Annotated in this window: 17 protein-coding genes; 9 read left to right on the forward strand and 8 right to left on the reverse strand. The window is 64.8% G+C overall.

Annotation, left to right across the window (positions count from 1 at the left end):
- Positions 1-243: 243 nt before the first annotated feature.
- The 3 genes from JQ604_RS31280 to JQ604_RS31290 all read right to left on the reverse strand — a co-directional run bounded on the left by JQ604_RS31280 (position 244) and on the right by JQ604_RS31290 (position 2,360).
- Positions 244-465 carry a hypothetical protein gene (locus JQ604_RS31280; RefSeq protein ID WP_212364558.1) on the reverse strand — a complete coding sequence of 74 codons (222 nt, stop codon included), beginning with the start codon at positions 463-465 and terminating at the stop codon, positions 244-246.
- A 79-nt stretch (positions 466-544) separates the two neighbouring features.
- Positions 545-1,387: an alpha/beta fold hydrolase gene (locus JQ604_RS31285; protein WP_212364559.1), complete on the reverse strand. Its 843-nt coding sequence runs from the start codon at positions 1,385-1,387 to the stop codon at positions 545-547.
- Between the two features lie 13 nt (positions 1,388-1,400).
- On the reverse strand, positions 1,401-2,360 hold the full coding sequence (locus JQ604_RS31290) for a tripartite tricarboxylate transporter substrate binding protein (RefSeq protein ID WP_212364560.1): 960 nt from the start codon (positions 2,358-2,360) through the stop codon (positions 1,401-1,403).
- Between the two features lie 210 nt (positions 2,361-2,570).
- Between JQ604_RS31290 and JQ604_RS31295 the strand changes: the two genes are divergently transcribed.
- On the forward strand, positions 2,571-3,578 hold the full coding sequence (locus tag JQ604_RS31295) for a LysR family transcriptional regulator (RefSeq protein WP_212364561.1): 1,008 nt from the start codon (positions 2,571-2,573) through the stop codon (positions 3,576-3,578).
- A gap of 137 nt (positions 3,579-3,715) precedes the next feature.
- Positions 3,716-3,991 carry a hypothetical protein gene (locus tag JQ604_RS31300; RefSeq protein ID WP_212364562.1) on the forward strand — a complete coding sequence of 92 codons (276 nt, stop codon included), beginning with the start codon at positions 3,716-3,718 and terminating at the stop codon, positions 3,989-3,991.
- 48 nt (positions 3,992-4,039) lie between these two features.
- On the opposite strand, the gene JQ604_RS31305 is transcribed toward JQ604_RS31300, so the two are convergent.
- The 3 genes from JQ604_RS31305 to JQ604_RS31315 are packed head-to-tail and all read right to left on the reverse strand — an operon-like array spanning position 4,040 to position 6,692.
- Positions 4,040-4,399 carry a hypothetical protein gene (locus JQ604_RS31305; protein ID WP_212364563.1) on the reverse strand — a complete coding sequence of 120 codons (360 nt, stop codon included), beginning with the start codon at positions 4,397-4,399 and terminating at the stop codon, positions 4,040-4,042.
- Between the two features lie 13 nt (positions 4,400-4,412).
- Positions 4,413-5,534: a M48 family metallopeptidase gene (locus tag JQ604_RS31310; protein ID WP_212364564.1), complete on the reverse strand. Its 1,122-nt coding sequence runs from the start codon at positions 5,532-5,534 to the stop codon at positions 4,413-4,415.
- 3 nt (positions 5,535-5,537) lie between these two features.
- Entirely contained in the window at positions 5,538-6,692 is a 1,155-nt protein-coding gene (locus JQ604_RS31315) for a DUF898 family protein (RefSeq protein WP_349631163.1), read from the reverse strand.
- A gap of 319 nt (positions 6,693-7,011) precedes the next feature.
- Here JQ604_RS31315 and JQ604_RS31320 point away from each other — a divergent pair, with 319 nt between their 5' ends.
- The 4 genes from JQ604_RS31320 (at position 7,012) to JQ604_RS31335 (ending at position 10,853) form a co-directional block, all read left to right on the forward strand.
- Complete coding sequence (locus JQ604_RS31320) at positions 7,012-8,283, forward strand: cytochrome P450 (RefSeq protein WP_212364565.1); 1,272 nt, start codon at positions 7,012-7,014, stop codon at positions 8,281-8,283.
- A gap of 20 nt (positions 8,284-8,303) precedes the next feature.
- A complete protein-coding gene (locus tag JQ604_RS31325; protein WP_212364566.1) occupies positions 8,304-9,578 on the forward strand; it encodes a cytochrome P450 in 1,275 nt (424 codons plus the stop codon).
- A gap of 127 nt (positions 9,579-9,705) precedes the next feature.
- Entirely contained in the window at positions 9,706-10,260 is a 555-nt protein-coding gene (locus JQ604_RS31330; protein WP_212364567.1) for a thiamine pyrophosphate-binding protein, read from the forward strand.
- A complete protein-coding gene (locus JQ604_RS31335) occupies positions 10,260-10,853 on the forward strand; it encodes a thiamine pyrophosphate-dependent enzyme (protein WP_212364568.1) in 594 nt (197 codons plus the stop codon). The genes JQ604_RS31330 and JQ604_RS31335 overlap by 1 nt, the downstream gene beginning before the upstream one ends.
- Positions 10,854-10,867: 14 nt before the next feature.
- Here JQ604_RS31335 and JQ604_RS31340 read toward each other — a convergent pair whose 3' ends face one another.
- Positions 10,868-11,791, reverse strand: a complete 924-nt coding sequence (locus tag JQ604_RS31340; RefSeq protein ID WP_212364569.1) for a LysR family transcriptional regulator — start codon at positions 11,789-11,791, stop codon at positions 10,868-10,870.
- Positions 11,792-11,997: 206 nt separating this feature from the next.
- Between JQ604_RS31340 and JQ604_RS31345 the strand changes: the two genes are divergently transcribed.
- The 3 genes from JQ604_RS31345 to JQ604_RS31355 are packed head-to-tail and all read left to right on the forward strand — an operon-like array spanning position 11,998 to position 15,145.
- A complete protein-coding gene (locus tag JQ604_RS31345) occupies positions 11,998-13,167 on the forward strand; it encodes an acyl-CoA dehydrogenase family protein (RefSeq protein ID WP_212364570.1) in 1,170 nt (389 codons plus the stop codon).
- A gap of 10 nt (positions 13,168-13,177) precedes the next feature.
- Entirely contained in the window at positions 13,178-14,290 is a 1,113-nt protein-coding gene (locus JQ604_RS31350) for a CaiB/BaiF CoA transferase family protein (RefSeq protein ID WP_212364571.1), read from the forward strand.
- Between the two features lie 3 nt (positions 14,291-14,293).
- Positions 14,294-15,145 (forward strand): FAS1-like dehydratase domain-containing protein, encoded by an 852-nt coding sequence (locus JQ604_RS31355; RefSeq protein ID WP_212364572.1) that lies wholly within the window; start codon positions 14,294-14,296, stop codon positions 15,143-15,145.
- Between the two features lie 48 nt (positions 15,146-15,193).
- On the opposite strand, the gene JQ604_RS31360 is transcribed toward JQ604_RS31355, so the two are convergent.
- The gene (locus tag JQ604_RS31360; RefSeq protein ID WP_212364573.1) at positions 15,194-18,208 is read right to left on the reverse strand and encodes a VCBS domain-containing protein; all 3,015 of its coding nucleotides are present in this window, start codon (positions 18,206-18,208) and stop codon (positions 15,194-15,196) included.
- Between the last annotated feature and the right edge of the window lie 5 nt (positions 18,209-18,213).

The following is an 18,213-nucleotide window of genomic DNA, read 5'->3' on the forward strand; positions in this document are numbered from 1 at the left end:
CCGTCCGCCTTGCGCACACACGCCTGTCGCACGCTCAGCGGCCACCGCATCGTCACCCACGTTCGTGGCGTTCGCGAGCGCCCCTCGTGTCGGGTGAGACATGCCATTGTTAGCATAATCGGAAGTTCGTGTAAAGTAAAATATTTTTGCGCCGCGGGCTTGCGCCGTCGGGCAAATCAGCGGTTTAATATCAGCGGGAGCGTGCCGGTCCGTAGCTCGGATGCGAAGGACGGGATACGCCCCTCACTCCTGCGACGGCTCGATGCGGGGCATCTCCTTCGGCGGCGCTGCCGCCACCCTCTCCTGCTCCGCGGCGGCCGCCAGCCGCTCCACGACTACCGCGAGTGCCTGCTCGAGTTCGGGGTCGTCGATCCGGAACAGCGCCCTGATCAAGCGGAGCTGCCGGCGGGTGCGGGCTTCGTCGGCGCCGGGAAACGGGATCGACGGGTCGAAGGATTTCGTCATGGAAGCGTGGCATCCCGGTCAGGAGGAAAACGACAGCTCATTCATTGCAATACATTCACGGCAGTTCAGTCTTGGCAGTTCATTCACGACAGACGATGCCGTCATGGACGGCGCAGAAATTCAGGATCTGGTTGGCGCAGGCGGCCGGCTGCTGCATGCCGAGCATTGCGGACGCCGAGTTGAGATGTTCGATGCGGATCGAGGCGACCAGCTCGCGCAGCGCGGCTTCCTGGTCCGATGAGGAAATGTTGCTGCCGGTCGGATAGAGCGCCAGCACGGGCGCGGTGATCCGGCGGAGGTACGGCCTGGCATCGACGCGGCCTGCGAATTCGACCATGGCGACGACGATTTCGACATCAGCCTTGCCGACTTCTTTCGCGTACCACTCCATGAAAGCCGGATCGAAGCCTGCGGGAAACCGCGCCAGCGCGTTCGACTTGCGCACCCAGCCCTCGACGCCGAGCGCGCGGATCGCCTCCGCCCAGGTGGGATAGCCGACCGCATAGGCCTTGCGGATCCAGTCATTGGCCCACACCGCCGGCGCCAGCACCGACAGCGTGCGCACGCGGCTAGCCTGCTCGGCGGCCGATATCAGCGTGATGGCGCCGCCGATCGCTTCGCCGACGAGATGGAAGGTGTCGGCGCCGGCGTGATCGGCGATTGCGGCGATATCGCTCAAATAAGCCTCGCGCGAGATCGCCTGCGCCGGATTGGCCAGCGGCACGGATTGGCCGAGCCCGCGCAGGTCCGGGCAGATCACGCGATAGAACCGCGACAGATACGGGATCATGTTGAACCAGAACGCGCCGGAACGGGCAAAGCCGTGGATCAGCATGATGGTCTCGGCCTTGCGCCAGCGGTCGGTGTAGTCGTGCACCGCGTAGTGCAGTGTCGCGCCGTCGATCGCCTTGACGGTCGGCATCGCCTCGCCTCCGTCAGTTCGGCTTCAGCTGGAGCAGCTTTGCCAGCTGCTCCATCTCGGTGAATTCACCTGTCGCATGTTTCGCGGCATCTTCGGCGCTGATGACCCAGACCTCCTCGCCGCGCTTGCCGGCCAGCGTCTTGAACTCCTCCGTCGCGGCCGCACGCAGCAGCGCTTCGCGGAGTTTGTCGAAGCGATCCTGCGGAATGTCGCGCGGCGCGATCACGGCGCGCCACAGCAGCGTCTGCGCCGCTCCCATCCTGATGTCGTCGAGGCTCTCCACCTCGGGCAGCGTCTTCGAGCGCTGCGCCGTGGTCAGCAGCAGGCACTTGGCTTTCCCTTCGCCTGCGAACTGCGCGATGGTGGCGATCGCGCCGCCATAGATGTCGATGGTCCCTGCCAGGAAGGCCGTCACGGTCTGGTCGGCGCCCGAAAACGGAATGATGCGCTGGCGGATGCCGGCGGGCTGGAATATCCGCGCGGTGGAGAATTGCACGAAGGCGCCGACGCCGTCGGAGCCGTAGGTGTATTTGTCCGGATTGTTGCGCAGCTCGGTGAGGAATTCGGTGGCGGTCTTCGCCGGGAAGTCAGGGCGCACGCAGAGCACGCCGGCGGCGCGGGTGATCATCGCGACGATCCGATAGTCGCTCGCCGCAAAGCTCTGGGCGGCAACATGCGGCGCCATCGTGATCGCCCCGCTCGGCACGCCGCCGATCGTGTAGCCGTCCGGCTCGGAGCGCGTCACGAAGCTGACGCCGATGGTGCCGCTGGCACCGGGCTTGTTGAGGATCACCAGGGGCTGGCCAAGCAAGGGCGCGGCCGACTGGGCCAGCGCGCGCATGATGGTGTCGGTGCTGCTGCCCGGGCCGGCGGGCACCACGAGTTGAACCGGCCGCTCCGGATAGGCATCGGCCGGGCCAGCTCCGCGTGCCGGCGCGGCAGCGGTCGCTATCAGCGCGGCAAATAGGGCCAAGGCGCCGACCGCAGCGAATCCCCTACGGCGTCCGGGCGTCGGGCGCGGCACCATCTTCGAAAGACTCTCCCTAGGTTCCGGAAAAACCGGACGGATTTTCGGTCGGGTTGTCGGCGTGGGACAACGCCAAGTGTATCGGGCAAAAAACTGTGACTTACAGGAGCATTTCCTGTCTAATGAGTTCTTGGAAATGTGATATAAGCGTTCCAAATGAATGAACTCCCACGTACCCAGGCCCTGCGCTGCTTCATGACGGTCGCCCGCGAAGGCACCGTATCGCGCGCCGCATCGGTGCTGAACCTGACCCAACCGGCGGTCAGCCTGCAACTGAAAGGCCTCGAAGAAAGCACCGGCCTGCAGCTGTTCAACCGCACCCCCGGCGGCTTCACCTTGACCGAGGCCGGCGCCGCGCTGCTGCCGCTGGCGCACAAGGCGGTGCTGGCATCCACAGAATTCCGCACCATGGCCGAGACGCTGAAGGAATCCCAGCGCGGCGTCTTGCGGGTCGGCACCATCCTCGACCCCGAATTCACCCGCCTCGGCCCGTTCGTGCGCAGCCTCGCCGCCTCGGCCCAGCGCACCGAGGTGTTCCTGCGCCACGGCATGAGCGACGACGTTTTGTCGCAGATCGGCAAGGGCGAGCTCGACGTCGGCTTCTATGTCGACGCCACGCCGCCGGACTCGCTGCTCCGGCACACTTACACTGAGCGTACCATCGAGGGCGGCAAGTACCAGCTGGCGCCGCTGCTCGCCTATGACTACCGCGTCATCGCGCCGGTCGAATGGCGCGACCAGGTGATGGGCAAGGACTGGGCCGAGCTGATGCACCTGCCCTGGCTCGCGACGCCGGCGCATTCGGCGCACCGGCGGCTGCTCGACGACATCTTCCGGCCGCTCGGCGCGCTGCCCAAGCGCGTCGCCTACACCGACCAGGAAGAGGCGATGATCGACTTCGTCGAGTCAGGCGTCTGCCTCAGCCTCGCCCGCGACATCGTGCTGGAGCCGCGGCTGAAGCAACCACGGACGTTCGTGATATCAGACAAGGTCAAGCTGACCTGCGACCTCTCCTTTGCCTGCCTGACCACACGGCGCAATGAGCCGACCATCGCGCACGCCATTGCCGAGATGCAGGCGGTGTGGGGCGTGCGTCCCGCGCCGACCACCGCGATTGTCGGCGCGGGCACGACGCGCTCGCGCAAGGTGGCGAAGAGCGTTTAGCGGAACAATCCACGAAGGTGAGTACCTCGCTGCGCGCATTCCATATGCGCGGAAAATTGACTCAATTTGCGATCCATCAGCGGCCAAATGTGAAACTGTCTTGACCTAATCCATTCCATGGTTCGAACGGATGCGACATGATCTGGCTGGGTCTTTTCTTCCTCGCGGTTTCTCTCTTCTTCTTCGGACGCGCATGGAAAGAGTCGCAGACCGACGATTCGATCCTGTGGAAATGGTGCTCCCGACTGATCTGGTTCGGCAGCATCGGCGGTGTGCAGGTGATCGAGTTCCGACGCTACCTGGAAGGCCTGACGTATCGTCCTTTCTTTGCGCTGTTTGCCGGTGTGCTCCTCGGCGTGATGCTCTGGATTTTTGGCCGAATGATCGCGAGCGCCAATCTCCGCCCACGCTGACGTGCCTCCTCCACGTTCCCGGCGGAGGCACAGCTCGTACGCGTTGACTTACTTCGTCGCCGCCGGCTTGTCGCAGGGATAGGTATCCTGCAGGCCCCACAGCAGCAGCGACGACACCAGCCAATCGCCTTTCGCGGCGCGCTTCTCGGCCGATTTGAGCATGATCTCTTCGGTTTGCTCCGTCGTCAAAGCGAGATCGTCGGGCATGCAGAATGACGGTTGGCCGTGTCGCTTGAGCCATGCGTTGTAGGCCATCAGGCCGCCCCTGGCGCCGTCGAGGTACATGTGATTGAAGATGCGAAAATTCTCGCTCTTGGGATTGCGATAGGAATCGAGTCGGATGTCGACCGCGGCAGCGGGAGCTGCCGTCAGCGCCAAGATGCACGCCGACAAGATCCATCTCTTCATCGCGATTTTTTCCTCACGTCTTCGTCGAGCCACAAATCCCCTTCAGCGCCTGCCATTCAGCGCCCGACAGCAGCGGCGGGCCCTGCTTCAGGCCGCTGTCGGCCTTGTCCATGCGCGCGAGGCGGTCCTCGGTCAGCGGATGGCTGGAGAGCAGCGTGATGCCCTTGCCTTCCTTGCCGGTGATGCGGAGCATCAATTCGCCCATCGGCTTGGCCGGGCGGCCGAGCCGGTGCATGGTCTCGATCGCAAAACTGTCGGCATTGCTCTCGGCATCGCGCGAGTAGGACGACTGCACCAGCGTGCGCGAGGTGAACAGCAGCGCGCCGGAGCCGGTGACGTCGCCGAACAACAGCCCGATCAGGAACGACGAGCCGCCATTGTGGATCAGCTCGCGCATGCTGTCGCGATGGCGGACGTGGCCGAGCTCATGCGCCAAAACGCCCGCGACCTCGTCGGCATTCTCGGCCTTCGCCAGCAATTCATTGAACAGATAGACCCGCCCGCCCGGCAGCGCGAAGGCGTTGGCGATCTTCGGACTGGTGGTCACGACTTTCGACTGCACCGACGTGTCGAGGCCGGCGCTCTCGCGCAGCTTGCCGACCAGTTTCTCGAAAGCGGCCTGGCCGGCGGCATTGGTGCACTGGGTGGGCGAGAACACCGCCGAGACCTGCTTGTCGCCGACCTCGCCGAGCCGCCGCTCGAAACTGTCGGGCACCAGCGGCGTCAGCCGCTCGGCGGCCAGCGGCACGCCGAACAGCACCACCAGCACGATCGAGGTTGCGGCGGCGAGCGACCAGCCGACGATCGCAGCGATGCCGCGGCGGCTCGGCAGGTTCTCGTCGAGGCGCGGGCAGCGCGCGGTGACCTCAGCGGCCAGCGCCGCATCGCGGATCTCCAGCCGCGCCAGCCCCTGCCCGGTGATGCAGCTCAGCCGCAACAGGCCGGTCGGACTGTCGGCGCGACGAATGTCGTCATAGGTCCAGCTCGCAATCCGCGCGCCGTCCTCCATGATAACGAGCGCATAATCGAGCCGCAGCGTGACGGTGCGGCGCTTGTTCGAGGTGCCGTCGAAATAGGCCGCGGTCCGCCCCGGCGCTGACGGCGCGGGACTGCTGGCTTCGTCGTCCATCGTCATGCGTCAGAATCCCGCTACGTCGAGACCGTCGGCAAAGCCCTCGCCGAGCGCATTGGCGAGTTCGCCCCGCGCGCTGACATTGGCGGCGGCGCCGATGTTGTGCACGATGGTCGAGGATAGCACGCGGATCCAGAGGTCGCGCATCAGATAGACGCGCATCACCACGTTCATCGCCAGCGCGAAGGCGAGGTAGCCGAGACCGAGAAGCACCAGCATCGGAATGCTCTTGACGATTTCCTGGGACTGGAAGAACTCGTCGATCGGGGTTGCGGTCATGCTGGAGACCAGCACCGCGCACAGCCCGAGATAGATCGCGAAAACGATTCCGAGCACGACGACCCAGCCGATGACCTTCCAGTAGAGCCCGATCAGCTCGCTCTTGCGCAGCGTCGATTCCAGCCGCACGTCGCCGAAGCGGATGCCGGACAACCACCAGCGCCACTCGATCGCCTTGAACGCGCCGTAGACGAAGGGCAGGAAGATCGCCATGTAGAGCGCGAACGGCGTCAGCAGCCACAGCCACCAGCCCCGCTTGAAGAAATCCCAGCCACGGCCTTCGAAGCGTCCCTGCAGGTCGCCGTAATAGGAGTGGCGCATCTTGTAGCGCTCGAGCGCGGCCTCGCGCCAGGGCAGTGCAAGGCCGAGCGTGGCGAGGACGAGCAGGCCCCAGAGCGAGGCCTGCAGCGCGTAGATCCAGCCCGAGCCGCTCATCCAAAAGCGGACGCCGCGCCACACCGTGCGGGTCAGCCGATAGCGCCGCGCGCGGTAGATCGCGAACTGGCCGAACAGATAGAAGAAGAGGAACAGCGGAATCGAGGCGAAGGCCTGCGCCCGCTCGGCTTCGAGGCCGACCAGGAAATAGGCCAGATACACCGGCACCAGGATCGCGAGCGCGACCAGGAAGCCGATCAGGAGTTCCTTGCCGCGGCCGGTATATTCGGCGCCATCGCCATCGACATGGGTGTTGGACCATAGATGGCGGCGCATGTCGGTGGCGAGCCAGAAGCGGTAGAAGCCGAGCGTGATCAGCTCGAGGCCGGCACCGCGCGAGACCAGGTGGAAGAACTCCCTGCGGCCGCCCGAAAACGCCACCGGCATCGGCGGCGGAACCGGCATCGGCGGCGGCGGTCCCGGCGGGGTCCAACTCAGATCATTCACGGAAAAGGCTCCAAGGGCGGCGACAATTCTGCGCAGACAAAGCACAGATTTGTCGCGTCGAGTGTGATCCAGGTTTCATAGCGGAGTCGAGAGCGCGACGCATCCTAAAGGCGAGTTGCGATCGGTTTGCATTAACGGGGCCTTGCGGGAGGATGCGGATTTAAACGGTGTTTCAAACGGATTGACCCACCACGACCCCCACGATGCGGCCAAAGGCGGCGCTGACGGGCCTTGCGCGAACCGCAGAAGTGGAATGTAATTCGCTAAAACATCGACCCGCCGGCCATGCCCCGCGCGGGATCAGTCACGGGAGAAGCTCATGCATGGGACCGTCGAGTCCGTCAAAGACGTCACGCCTGAGGCCGCGCGCGAGCGCGCCTATGCGACGCCGCTGTCAGAGCTCGATCCCGGCCATCCTGAACTGTTCAAGACCGATGCCTTCTGGCCGTATTTCGACCGGCTGCGCAAGGAAGACCCGGTGCATTACTGCAAGGACTCGATGTTCGGGCCGTACTGGTCGGTGACCAAGTACAACGACATCATGGACGTCGAGACCAATCATGCGGTGTTCTCCTCGGCCGCCTCGCTCGGCGGCATCACGATCCGCGACGTCGACCCGGATCTGCGCCGCGAGAGTTTCATCGCCATGGACCAGCCGCGGCACTCGGCGCAGCGCAAGACGGTGGCGCCGATGTTCACGCCGACGCATCTCGATGAGCTCGCGATCAACATCCGCAAGCGCTCCGAGGGCTGCCTCGACAATCTGCCGCGCGGCGACGTCTTCGACTGGGTCGACAAGGTCTCGATCGAGCTGACCACGCAGATGCTCGCGGTGCTGTTCGACTTCCCCTGGGAGGAGCGGCGCAAGCTGACGCGCTGGTCCGACGTCGCGACCACGATTCCCGGCCCCGGCGGGCTGGTTGCGACGGAAGAGGAACGCCAGGCGGAGCTGCTGGAATGCGCGACGTACTTTGCGCGGCTGTGGAAGGAGCGGATCAACCAGCCGCCGAAGAGCGATTTGCTGTCGATGATGGCCCATAGCGAGGCCACGCGCGACATGGACCCGAAGAACTTCCTCGGCAATCTGATCCTCCTGATCGTCGGCGGCAACGACACCACGCGCAACACGCTGTCCGGCTCGATCTATGCGCTGCACAAGAATCCGGAGCAGTATCGCAAGCTGAAGGAGAATCCGGCGCTGATCGATTCGTTCGTGCCCGAGGTGATCCGCTGGCAGACGCCGCTGGCCCATATGCGGCGCACCGCGCTGCAGGACTATGAGTTCCGCGGACGCCAGTTCAAGAAGGGCGACAAGGTCGTGATGTGGTACGTCTCGGGCAATCGCGACGAGGACGTGATCGAGAAGCCCTACGAGTTCATCATCGACCGCGCTCGCCCCCGCAACCACATCTCGTTCGGCTTCGGCATCCACCGCTGCGTCGGCCTGCGCCTTGCCGAATTGCAGCTGAAGATCATCTGGGAGGAGATCCTGAAGCGGTTCGACCGGATCGAGATGGTCGGGGAACCGCAACGGGTCTATTCCAGTTTCGTCAAGGGCTACGAGACGCTGCCGGTCCGCATCGCGGCCTGAGCTATCCGGGAGAGATTACGATGAACGTCCACGCCGCAGTCAGCGCCGACAAGGCCGAGATGCAGCGCCTCGCCCGCGAGGAAGCCTATGCCACGCCGCTCGCCGATCTGCATCCGGGCGCGCCAAAGCTGTTCCAGAACGACACGCTGTGGCCGGTGTTCGAGCGGCTGCGCAGGGAAGCGCCGGTGCATTACTGCACCAATGCGCCGATCGAGCCCTACTGGTCGGTGACCAAGTACAACGACATCATGCATGTCGACACCAGCCACGGCATCTTCTCCTCCGACTCCACGCTCGGCGGCATCTCGATCCGAGACGTGCCGCCCGGCTACGACTATCCCTCCTTCATCGCGATGGACCAGCCGAAGCACGCCCATCAGCGCAAGACCGTCTCGCCGATGTTCACGCCTGATCATCTGGACGAGCTGGCCAAACTGATCCGGCAGCGCTCGGCCTCGGTGCTCGACAACCTGCCGCGCAACGAGACCTTCAACTTCGTCGACCGCGTCTCGATCGAGCTGACCACGCAGATGCTGGCGACATTGTTCGATTTCCCCTGGGAGGAGCGGCGCAAGCTGACGCGCTGGTCCGACGTCTCGACCGCGCTGCCGAAGAGCGGCGTCGTGGAATCGCCGGAGCAGCGGCGGCAGGAAATGGACGAGTGCTACGCCTATTTCTCCAAGCTGTGGAACGAGCGCGTCAACGCCCCGCCGCAGAACGATCTGCTGTCGATGATGGCGCATAACGACGCCACGCGGCACATGGACCCTGATAATTTGATGGGCAACATCATCCTGCTGATCGTCGGCGGCAACGACACCACGCGCAACACCATGAGCGGCTCGGTGCTGGCGCTGCACGAGCATCCCGAGCAGTTCAGGAAGCTGAAAGAGAACCCTGAATTGATCGACACCATGGTGCCCGAGGTGATCCGCTGGCAGACGCCGCTGGCGCATATGCGGCGCACCGCACTGCAGGACACCGAGATCGGCGGCAAGACGATCAAGAAGGGCGACCGCGTCGTGATGTGGTACGTCTCGGGCAACCGCGACGAGGAAGTCATCGAGCGGCCCAACGAGTTCATCATCGACCGCGCCCGGCCGCGCATCCACCTCTCCTTCGGCTTCGGCATCCACCGCTGCGTCGGCATGCGGCTCGCCGAGTTGCAGCTCAAGATCGTCTGGCAGGAGATGCTGAAACGCTTCGACCGCATCGAGGTGGTCGGCGAGCCGAAGCGGGTCTATTCCAGCTTCGTGCGGGGGATCGAGGATCTGCCGGTGCGGATCCCGGGCTGAGGCCCCGCGGCCGCCTATACAATCCCGGCATAGCCGCGAGAACCAGATGCGAAGAGAGGAGTAGCCTCTCACGCGCTAAGCCTCGGGTCATCGCGGGCGCACCACGCGTCCCCTGCCCGAGGCCACTATGGACCAGATTGCCGTTCACCAGGACAACGCGACCAGCGCCGACTGGGCGGTTGCGATCTACCGCACGCTGAAGGATTTTGGCGTCGCACAGGTGTCCTACGTTCCCGATGCCGGACATTCCAGGCTGATCAAGCTGTCGCACGCCGATGCAGCGATCAAGACCACGGTGCTCACCACGGAAGAAGAAGGCGTGGCGCTGTCCGCCGGTGCCTGGCTTGGCGGCGACCGCGCGGTGCTGCTGATGCAGTCGAGCGGCGTCGGCAATTGCATCAACATGCTGTCGCTGATGGCGAGCTGCCGCTTTCCGTTCCTGACGCTGGTGACGATGCGCGGCGAATGGGCCGAGTTCAATCCATGGCAGATTCCGATGGGCAAGGCGACCCAGCAGGCGATGGAGATCATGGGCGTCACCGTGCTGCGGCTGGAGAACCCGGATGATGCGGAAGAAGTGATCTCGGCCGCGGCCTCGCTGGCCTATGACGGCGACCAGCAGGTCGCGGTGCTGATCTCGCAGAAGATGATCGGTCGCAAGAAGTGGACGGAGACGAAGTGATGGCACAGGAATTCGGCTCCCTCGACCGCCGCGCCGCCGTGAAGGCCCTGCTCGCCGACCGCGGCGATTTGCTCGTCGTCTCCGGCCTCGGCTCGTCGTCCTACGACCTGTTCGACGCCGGCGATCATGCCGGCAATTTCTACCTCTGGGGCGCGATGGGCGGTGCGGCGATGGTCGGCCTCGGGCTGGCGCTGGCGCAGCCGCAGCGTCCGGTGCTCGTCATCACCGGCGACGGCGAGCAACTGATGGGGATCGGCAGCCTGCTGACGGTCGCGGTGAAGAAGCCCGGCAATCTTTCGATTGCGGTGCTCGACAACGGCCATTTCGGTGAGACCGGGATGCAGATGAGCCATTCCGGCCTCGGTGCGAAGCTTGAGGTGATCGCGCAAGGTGCGGGGATCACCGATGTCACCGAGATCGCCGACATGAAGGGCATCGACGCGTTCGGCGCGGCGCTGAAGGACCTGCGCGGCGGGCCGCGGCTGGCGCGCATCCGCATCTCCTCCGGCGAGGTCGAGCGTGCGCTGCCTCCGCGCGACGGCACGTATCTCAAGAACCGCTTCCGCGCGCATCTCGGCTTTGCGGTGACGTGATGGGAACGCTGTGCTCAGGCGAGCTGGATATCCCAGAGCCCCTCGGCGCGGCAGGCGGCGGTTTCCTCGCGCAGCAATTTTGCGATCAAGGTGATCGCATTCGAGCCGGGATGCTCGACGGGAGCAGCGAGCGTCAACTCGCGCCGCGGCGCGGGCTTGGCAATCGGCGCGGTCTCCAGCCGGCCCTCGGCGACCTCGGCGCGGACCGAGGACGGCGGCAGCATGGTGATGCCGAGCCCCGCCTCGACGAGGCTGGTCAGCACGCGAAACGAATCCGCCTCCAGCTTGACGTCGAGATTGACTTTCTTCTTGGCCGCGGCGTGCTCGATCATGGCGCGCAGCCCGTGCGAATGCGAGGGCAGCACCAGGCGCTGGCGCAGCAGCCAGCCGATCTCGACCTGCTTCTTCTGCTTCAATCCGCAGCCGCGCGGGCCGACGGCGACGATGTTGTCGCGGCCGAGCGGCTGCACCGCCAGATGCAGGTCGACCGACGGACCATAGATCACGGCGAGATCCATCTCGCCGCGATGCAGCCATTCGATCAGGTGACCGCTGTAGCTTTCGACGATGCAGAGCGCGATGCCGGGAAACTCCTCCATCGTGCGCCGCGCCAGCCGCGCCGACAGCACGCAGCTGACCGTCGGCACCATGCCGAGCACGACGCGGCCCGACGGCGCGCCGCCGGCCGACTGGATGTCGTCGCGGATCTGGTCGATCTGCCGCACGATACCGGCGGTGCGCGCCAGCAGCAGCCGGCCCGCATCGGTCAGCACCATGCCGCGGCCGTTGCGCGTGAACAGGTCGGTGCGCAGCTCGTGCTCGAGCAGCTTGATCTGCCGGCTCAGCGCCGGCTGCGCCACGCGCAAGGTATCGGAGGCCTTGCTCAGGCTGCCGAGTTCCGCGACGCACGCAAAGGTCCTAAGCTGCCGGAAATCCATACTTGCCAATCCTGGAAGGCAGGTTCATACGCTATAACAAACAAGCATAGGGAGTTTACCGGGGCCCCACAACAGCGGGCACGTCAGTGCTCAGAGCATGATCCGGAAAAGTGCGAAGCGGTTTTCCGAAGAGATCATGCTCAAATCAAGAGCCGAAGTGCGATGACGCTCATCGCGCTTTGGGCGCAACTCGGCAAGACACAACAATGACCGCACACGACATCCAGCACGACGACCATTCCGACATCCGCGACGCCGTCGCAAAGCTCTGCGCCCAGTTTCCCGGCGAATACTGGCGCAAGCTCGATCGCGAGATGGCGTATCCGAAGGCGTTCGTCGATGCGCTGACGGAAGCCGGCTATCTCTCGGTGCTGATCCCCGAGGAATATGGCGGCGCCGGCCTGAAGCTGTCGGCCGCGGCGGCGATCCTGGAGGAGATCCAGCGCGCCGGCTGCAATGGCGGCGGCTGCCATGCGCAGATGTACACGATGGGCACCGTGCTACGGCACGGCAACGACGCGCAGAAGGCAAAATATCTGCCGAAGGTCGCGACCGGTGAGCTGCGGCTGCAGGCGTTCGGCGTCACCGAGCCGACCAGCGGCACCGATACGTCGTCGCTGAAGACTTTTGCCAAGCGCGAGGGCGATCACTACGTCGTCAACGGCCAGAAGATCTGGACCAGCCGCGCCGAGCATTCCGACCTGATGGTCCTGCTCGCGCGCACCACGCCGAAGGAGAAGGCGAAGAAGCGCACCGATGGCCTTTCGGTGTTCATCGTCGACATGCGCGAGGTCAAGGGCAAGGGTCTCGAGATCCGGCCCATCCGGACCATGATGAACCACGCCACCACCGAAGTGTTCTTCAGCGACATGAAGGTGCCGGCCGAGAATCTGATCGGCGAGGAAGGCAAGGGTTTTCGCTACATCCTCTCGGGCATGAATGCCGAGCGCATCCTGATTGCGGCGGAATGCATCGGCGACGCCAAATGGTTCATCGCGAAGGCCACGAACTATGCCAAGGAGCGCAGCGTGTTCGGCCGACCGATCGGCCAGAACCAGGGCATCCAGTTCCCGATCGCCAAGGCCTACGCGCAGATGCGCGCGGCCGAGCTGATGGTGAAGGAAGCCACCCGCAAATATGAAGCCGGCCTCGACTGCGGCGCCGAGGCCAACATGGCCAAGATGCTGGCGGCCGATGCCTCCTGGGACGCGGCGAATGCCTGCGTGCAGACCCATGGCGGTTTCGGCTTCGCCGAGGAATACGACGTCGAACGAAAATTCCGCGAGACGCGGCTCTACCAGGTGGCGCCGATCTCGACCAATCTGATCCTCTCCTACGTCGCCGAGCATGTGCTCGGCATGCCCCGCTCCTACTGAGTAAGTCAGCATGCTTCCGCTCGAAGGATTGACCGTCATCGCCGTCGAACAGGCGGTTGCCGCCCCGTTCTGCTCGTCGCGCCTCGCCGATGCCGGCGCGCATGTCATCAAGGTGGAGCGGCCCGAGGGCGATTTCGCCCGCGGCTATGACGCGGCGGCGAAGGGCCAGAGCAGCTACTTCGTCTGGCTCAACCGCGGCAAGGATTCCGTCGTCATCGACCTCGCCACCAGGGAGGGCCGCGCGACGCTGGAAGAGCTGATCGCGAGCGCCGACGTGCTGCTGCAGAACCTGAAGCCCGGCTCGATGGACAGGCTCGGCTTCTCGCGCGAGCGGCTGCGCAAGGATTATCCCAAGCTGATCATGTGCACGATCACCGGCTATGGCGACACCGGCCCCTATGCCGACCGCAAGGCGTATGATCTGCTGATCCAGGCCGAGAGCGGCCTGGCCTCGATCACCGGCGGGCCGGACGGCCCGTCGCGGGTCGGCATCTCCGTCGTCGACATCGCAACGGGGGCCACCGCGCACGCCGCGATCCTCGAAGCGCTGATCGGACGGGGACGCACGGGCGATGGCGCCGACATCCGCATCTCCATGTTCGACGTGATGGCGGACTGGATGGCGGTGCCGCTGATCAATTCGGAAGCCGGCAATCCGCCGAAGCGCATGGCGCTTGCCCATCCCTCGATCGCGCCCTACGGCGTGTTCAATTCCAGGGATGGCAAGGGCATCCTGATCTCGATCCAGAGCGAGCGCGAGTGGAAGAAGCTCTGCGCCGAGGTGCTCGGCCAGCCCGACCTGCCCAATGATCCCCGCTTCGCCAACATGGTCGAGCGCGTGCGCAACCGCGCGCTGACGGATGCGACCGTCGGCGAAAGTTTTGGCAAGCTCAGCCGCGACGAGCTGCTGGCAAAACTCGACGCCGCCGACATCGCCTTTGCCGAGGTCAACACCATGGCCGACCTCGCCGTGCACCCGCATCTGCGCCGCATCGAGGTCGACACGCCGAAGGGCCGCGTCTCCTACGCCGCGCCGGCCGCGATCTTCGTCGGCGCAGAACGGCAGTACGGCGCGGTGCCAGGGATCGGCGAGCACAAGACGCTTCCGCAAAAGAAGAGTTAACAAATGACCGACGCGCTCGACCTCGATCATCTCCGCCAATGGATCGGCCGCAGTACGGAGGCGACCGACGTCGTCACCGCGCAGCTGGTGAAGGGCCTGCGTTCGACGTTGTTCCAGGAGATCGGCGAGCCGGCCAAGGGCGACGCCGCGCCGTGGACCGTGCATTGGTGCCTGGGCCAGCCGGTGTTTCCGATGTCGCAGCTCGGCCCCGACGGCCACCCGACCCGCGGCGGCTTCCTGCCGCCGGTGCCGCTGCCGCGCCGGATGTGGGCCGGCGGCGAGATCGCATTCATCGATGCCTTGCGCGTCGGCGACGAGCCGAAGCGGACCTCGACAATCTCGGACGTCACCATCAAGTCGGGCTCGACCGGCACCCTGTGCTTCGTCGCCGTCAATCACGAGGTCACGACGTCGCGCGGCGTGGCCATTCGTGAACGCCAGGACATCGTCTATCGCGAGATGACCAAATCGTCCGCAGCCCCGACAAAGGCCCCACCTCCGCCGCCGGCCGCGCAGCATCGCGAGAGGCATGTCTCCGATGCCGTGCTGCTGTTCCGCTACTCGGCACTGACCTTCAACGGTCACCGCATCCATTACGACCGCGACTACGTCACCGGCGTCGAGGGCTATCCCGGCCTGATCTTCCATGGGCCCCTGCAGGCCGCGCTGATCGTCGAGCTCGCCGCCAAACTGCGCGGCGGCAAGGCGCCGAAGACATTCAGCTATCGCGGCGTGCAGCCGCTGTTCGAGGGTAGCGAATTCTCGGTCAATGCGAACGACAAGGACGGCGGGCTCGAGCTGTGGACCGCGAATGCCGAGGGCCAGCCGACGATGAAAGCTGTGGCGAGCTGGTAGGCGTGGGTCGAATCTCGGCTTACTCCGACCAACACCACGGCGATTTCGTCACACGATGAGATCCGACATGTGAGGGGTGTGCCCTCCGTGCAAGTGGACGACCACGGGGAAGTCATCGTCGATCTTCAGGGCCTGATCGGTCGGATTGGCATAGACGATGGTCGAACCGGTTGCGCTGTCACTGATCCAGCCAACGGCATGCGCCGGAACATTGGTGCTTGCGGGCGTGAGGTCTGCGAAGACGAACGAACCGAGCGCCGACAAGTCGATCTTGTCGCTGCCCGATTGAAAATCGGTGATCGTGTCGAACTGCTTGGCATTTGAATCCGCGGCGGACAAAAAGACGAAGTGGTCGTTGCCATTGCCGCCGGTCAGCCAGTCCGCGCCAAACCCGCCGACGATGGTGTCGCAGCCGTCACCGCCCTTGATCGCATCGTTTCCCGAGCCGCCGTAGATCGTGTCATCGCCGCCATTGCCCTTGACCGTGTCATTGCCAGAGCCTGCATAGATGAAATCCGCCTGCCAGCTGCCGCTGACCGTGTCGTTCCCGGCGCCGGCATAGACGATCCGTCCGTCAGCGCCTCCGGCGATGCAGTCGTCTTTTGGCGTGCCATGCACGTAAGGCGGATCGCAAACGACATGGCTCCCCGTGGCCAGCACGTCGAAATCATTGGGGTCCGCGTCGCTGGCGCCGTGGATGGTGATCGTCACCGCCTGTTTGGTGCCGTCGATGGTGGTTACCGTGAAGCAATCGGTCAACGTGTCGCAAGGATTCAGCGCCTGCACGGTGCAGTTGGCGTTGTCGAGCTTGTAAGTCCACTCGCCGGCCGTCGTCATGGTGAAGGTGCCGTAGCCGCCGTCGCTCCAGGTCGGACAACTCACCGCCGTAAAGCTATTCGACGCATTGTCGACATCGGTGTCGGTGAGCGTGCCGCAGGCGATCGGCTGGCCGTGCCCAGTCCCGCCGGCTTCGGTCACCGATCCGGTCGTGGCGCCGGAAATGACGGCGGCGTCGTTGCTGCCATGGATGGTAACGGTCACCTCCTGCGCCGTGCCATCGATGGTGGTCACCGTGAAGTGATCGGTCAGCGTATCGCAGGCGTTCAACGCCTGCACCGCGCCGTTGCTGTTGTCGAGCGTGTAGGTCCACTCGCCGCACGCCGTCATCGTGAAGCAGCCGTAGCCGCCATCGCTCTTCGTCGGCGAAGAGACCTCCGTGAACGTATTCGGGGCATTGTCGACGTCGCTGTCGGTCAGCATGCCCGACGCGGTCGGCTTGCCCAGCCTGCCATTATCGGTGCCGCCGGCCTCGATCACACATCCCGTCGTGACGCCGGAAATGACGGCGGCATCATTGGCGCCATGGATGGTGACCGACACCTCCTGCGCCGTGCCGTCGATGGTGGTCACCATAAAGCTGTCGGTCAGGGTGTCGCCGACATTGAGCTTCTGCACCGCGCTGTTGGCATCGTCGACCTTGTACGCCCAGGCCCCGTCCGCCGTCATCGTGAAGCTGCCATAGCCGCCCGCGCTCGTCGCAGGCGAGCTCACGGCTGTGAAACCGGAGGCGTTGTCGACGTCGGTGTCGGTCAGCGTGCCCGACGCGGTCGTGCCGGCCGCGGCATTGGCGACCCCGCCAGCCTCGACCGCCGTGCCGGTGATCTTGCCCGAGATGACGGCGGCGTCGTTCTCGCCATGGATGGTGACCGTCACCTTCTGCGGCGTGCCGTCGATGGTGGTCACCGTAAAGCTGTCGGTCAGGGTGTCGCCGACATTGAGCTTCTGCACCGCGCTGTTGGCATCATTGACCTTGTAGGTCCACGTGCCGTTCGCGGTCATGGAGAAGCTGCCGTAGCCGCCTGCGCTGGCCTTCGAGCTGACCACCGTAAAGGTGTCGGGCGTGTCGTCGACGTCGGCATCGGTCAGCTTGCCCGATGCCACCGTGCCCAATATTGCATTGGCCACGCCGCCGGCCTCGCTCGCGGCGCCGGTCGCGATTCCCAAAATATGGGCCGCGTCGTTGACGCCGTTGATGGTGATCGTGAAGGTCTGGCTGGCCGAGAGCGCGCCGTCCGAGACCGTGATGACGAAACTGTCTGATGTCGGCGTCTTCAGCGCATTGATCGCGTCGCTGTTCGGCACGAAGGTGTAATGGCCGGTCGCGCTGTTGAGGTAAAGCGTGCCATAGGGGCTGCCCTCCGACACATCATAGGTCACTCCGCCCAGCACCGTGACGCCCCCGGTGCCGCCGCTGATGCCGAAGATCAGCGTGTCGCCGTTGGTGCTGCTGGCATGGAACGTTCCGGATGTCGCGGTGAAGGCGTCGAACACCACGGTATCGTTCTCGGTCGGTCCGGCCGGGGTGAACAGCGTCGGCGGCGCACGGATGGGAATGATCTGATTAGGTATGATCAAGGGTAGCGTTGGGAGCGACCCTGGCTCGACCTGGTCGGCACTCTCGATGAAATTGATCGGCTGCGGCGCCAGCGAATCCACCGTCGGAGGCGTGCTCGATCCGTTTGAGTTCATCTCCTTTTCGAGATTGGCAACCAGATCCTGTCGCGCCGCATGCAACTCCTGCATCCGCTCCGCCGAGTTAGCGAACTGATTGACACTGACCGAGGAGCCTTTCTTCGTCAGCACGATCGTCTCACCGGGATCGTCGACGATGATGTGCCGCGGGATCAGCTCCTTGGTCGTCAGTTCAAAGCTGCCGTGCGCGAAATCCTTGTAGGCGATGCTGTCGTCGTCCAGCAGGCTGGCGTTGGGATCTGCGGCCTGCGCCTCCTTCAGCAAGACGAAGGTCAGCGCCGTGAGCGACAGCATGCCGAACCCGCTCGCTTTTGCACGGCCGCGAAGGCCGCCGACCGGCGCATCGATCCGCAACGCGCCGGTCTTCATCGTTTCGCCCGGCATGAGGGCGAAGTGTCCTCGGGTTGCAGCGAATGCGGCGGACCGCGCGGCGCCGTCGCGGCCACAACCGAATCTGTCGAGAACCATGCGGGAGCCGCCGGACAGATCGAACATCGTGCCGTTGATGAAGCAGATTACGGGGCGACGCATGGTAC

The organism is Bradyrhizobium jicamae (assembly GCF_018130695.1).
GTDB lineage: Bacteria > Pseudomonadota > Alphaproteobacteria > Rhizobiales > Xanthobacteraceae > Bradyrhizobium > Bradyrhizobium jicamae_B.

Excerpts from the sequence above, each read along its gene's own strand:
- JQ604_RS31280 (WP_212364558.1), bottom strand. The coding sequence starts at position 465 with ATGACGAAATCCTTCGACCCGTCGATCCCGTTTCCCGGCGCCGACGAA.
- JQ604_RS31285 (WP_212364559.1), bottom strand. The coding sequence starts at position 1,387 with ATGCCGACCGTCAAGGCGATCGACGGCGCGACACTGCACTACGCGGTG.
- JQ604_RS31295 (WP_212364561.1), top strand. The coding sequence starts at position 2,571 with ATGAATGAACTCCCACGTACCCAGGCCCTGCGCTGCTTCATGACGGTC.
- JQ604_RS31300 (WP_212364562.1), top strand. The coding sequence starts at position 3,716 with ATGATCTGGCTGGGTCTTTTCTTCCTCGCGGTTTCTCTCTTCTTCTTC.
- JQ604_RS31305 (WP_212364563.1), bottom strand. The coding sequence starts at position 4,399 with ATGAAGAGATGGATCTTGTCGGCGTGCATCTTGGCGCTGACGGCAGCT.
- JQ604_RS31310 (WP_212364564.1), bottom strand. The coding sequence starts at position 5,534 with ATGACGATGGACGACGAAGCCAGCAGTCCCGCGCCGTCAGCGCCGGGG.
- JQ604_RS31320 (WP_212364565.1), top strand. The coding sequence starts at position 7,012 with ATGCATGGGACCGTCGAGTCCGTCAAAGACGTCACGCCTGAGGCCGCG.
- JQ604_RS31325 (WP_212364566.1), top strand. The coding sequence starts at position 8,304 with ATGAACGTCCACGCCGCAGTCAGCGCCGACAAGGCCGAGATGCAGCGC.
- JQ604_RS31330 (WP_212364567.1), top strand. The coding sequence starts at position 9,706 with ATGGACCAGATTGCCGTTCACCAGGACAACGCGACCAGCGCCGACTGG.
- JQ604_RS31335 (WP_212364568.1), top strand. The coding sequence starts at position 10,260 with ATGGCACAGGAATTCGGCTCCCTCGACCGCCGCGCCGCCGTGAAGGCC.
- JQ604_RS31340 (WP_212364569.1), bottom strand. The coding sequence starts at position 11,791 with ATGGATTTCCGGCAGCTTAGGACCTTTGCGTGCGTCGCGGAACTCGGC.
- JQ604_RS31345 (WP_212364570.1), top strand. The coding sequence starts at position 11,998 with ATGACCGCACACGACATCCAGCACGACGACCATTCCGACATCCGCGAC.
- JQ604_RS31350 (WP_212364571.1), top strand. The coding sequence starts at position 13,178 with ATGCTTCCGCTCGAAGGATTGACCGTCATCGCCGTCGAACAGGCGGTT.
- JQ604_RS31355 (WP_212364572.1), top strand. The coding sequence starts at position 14,294 with ATGACCGACGCGCTCGACCTCGATCATCTCCGCCAATGGATCGGCCGC.
- JQ604_RS31360 (WP_212364573.1), bottom strand. The coding sequence starts at position 18,208 with ATGCGTCGCCCCGTAATCTGCTTCATCAACGGCACGATGTTCGATCTG.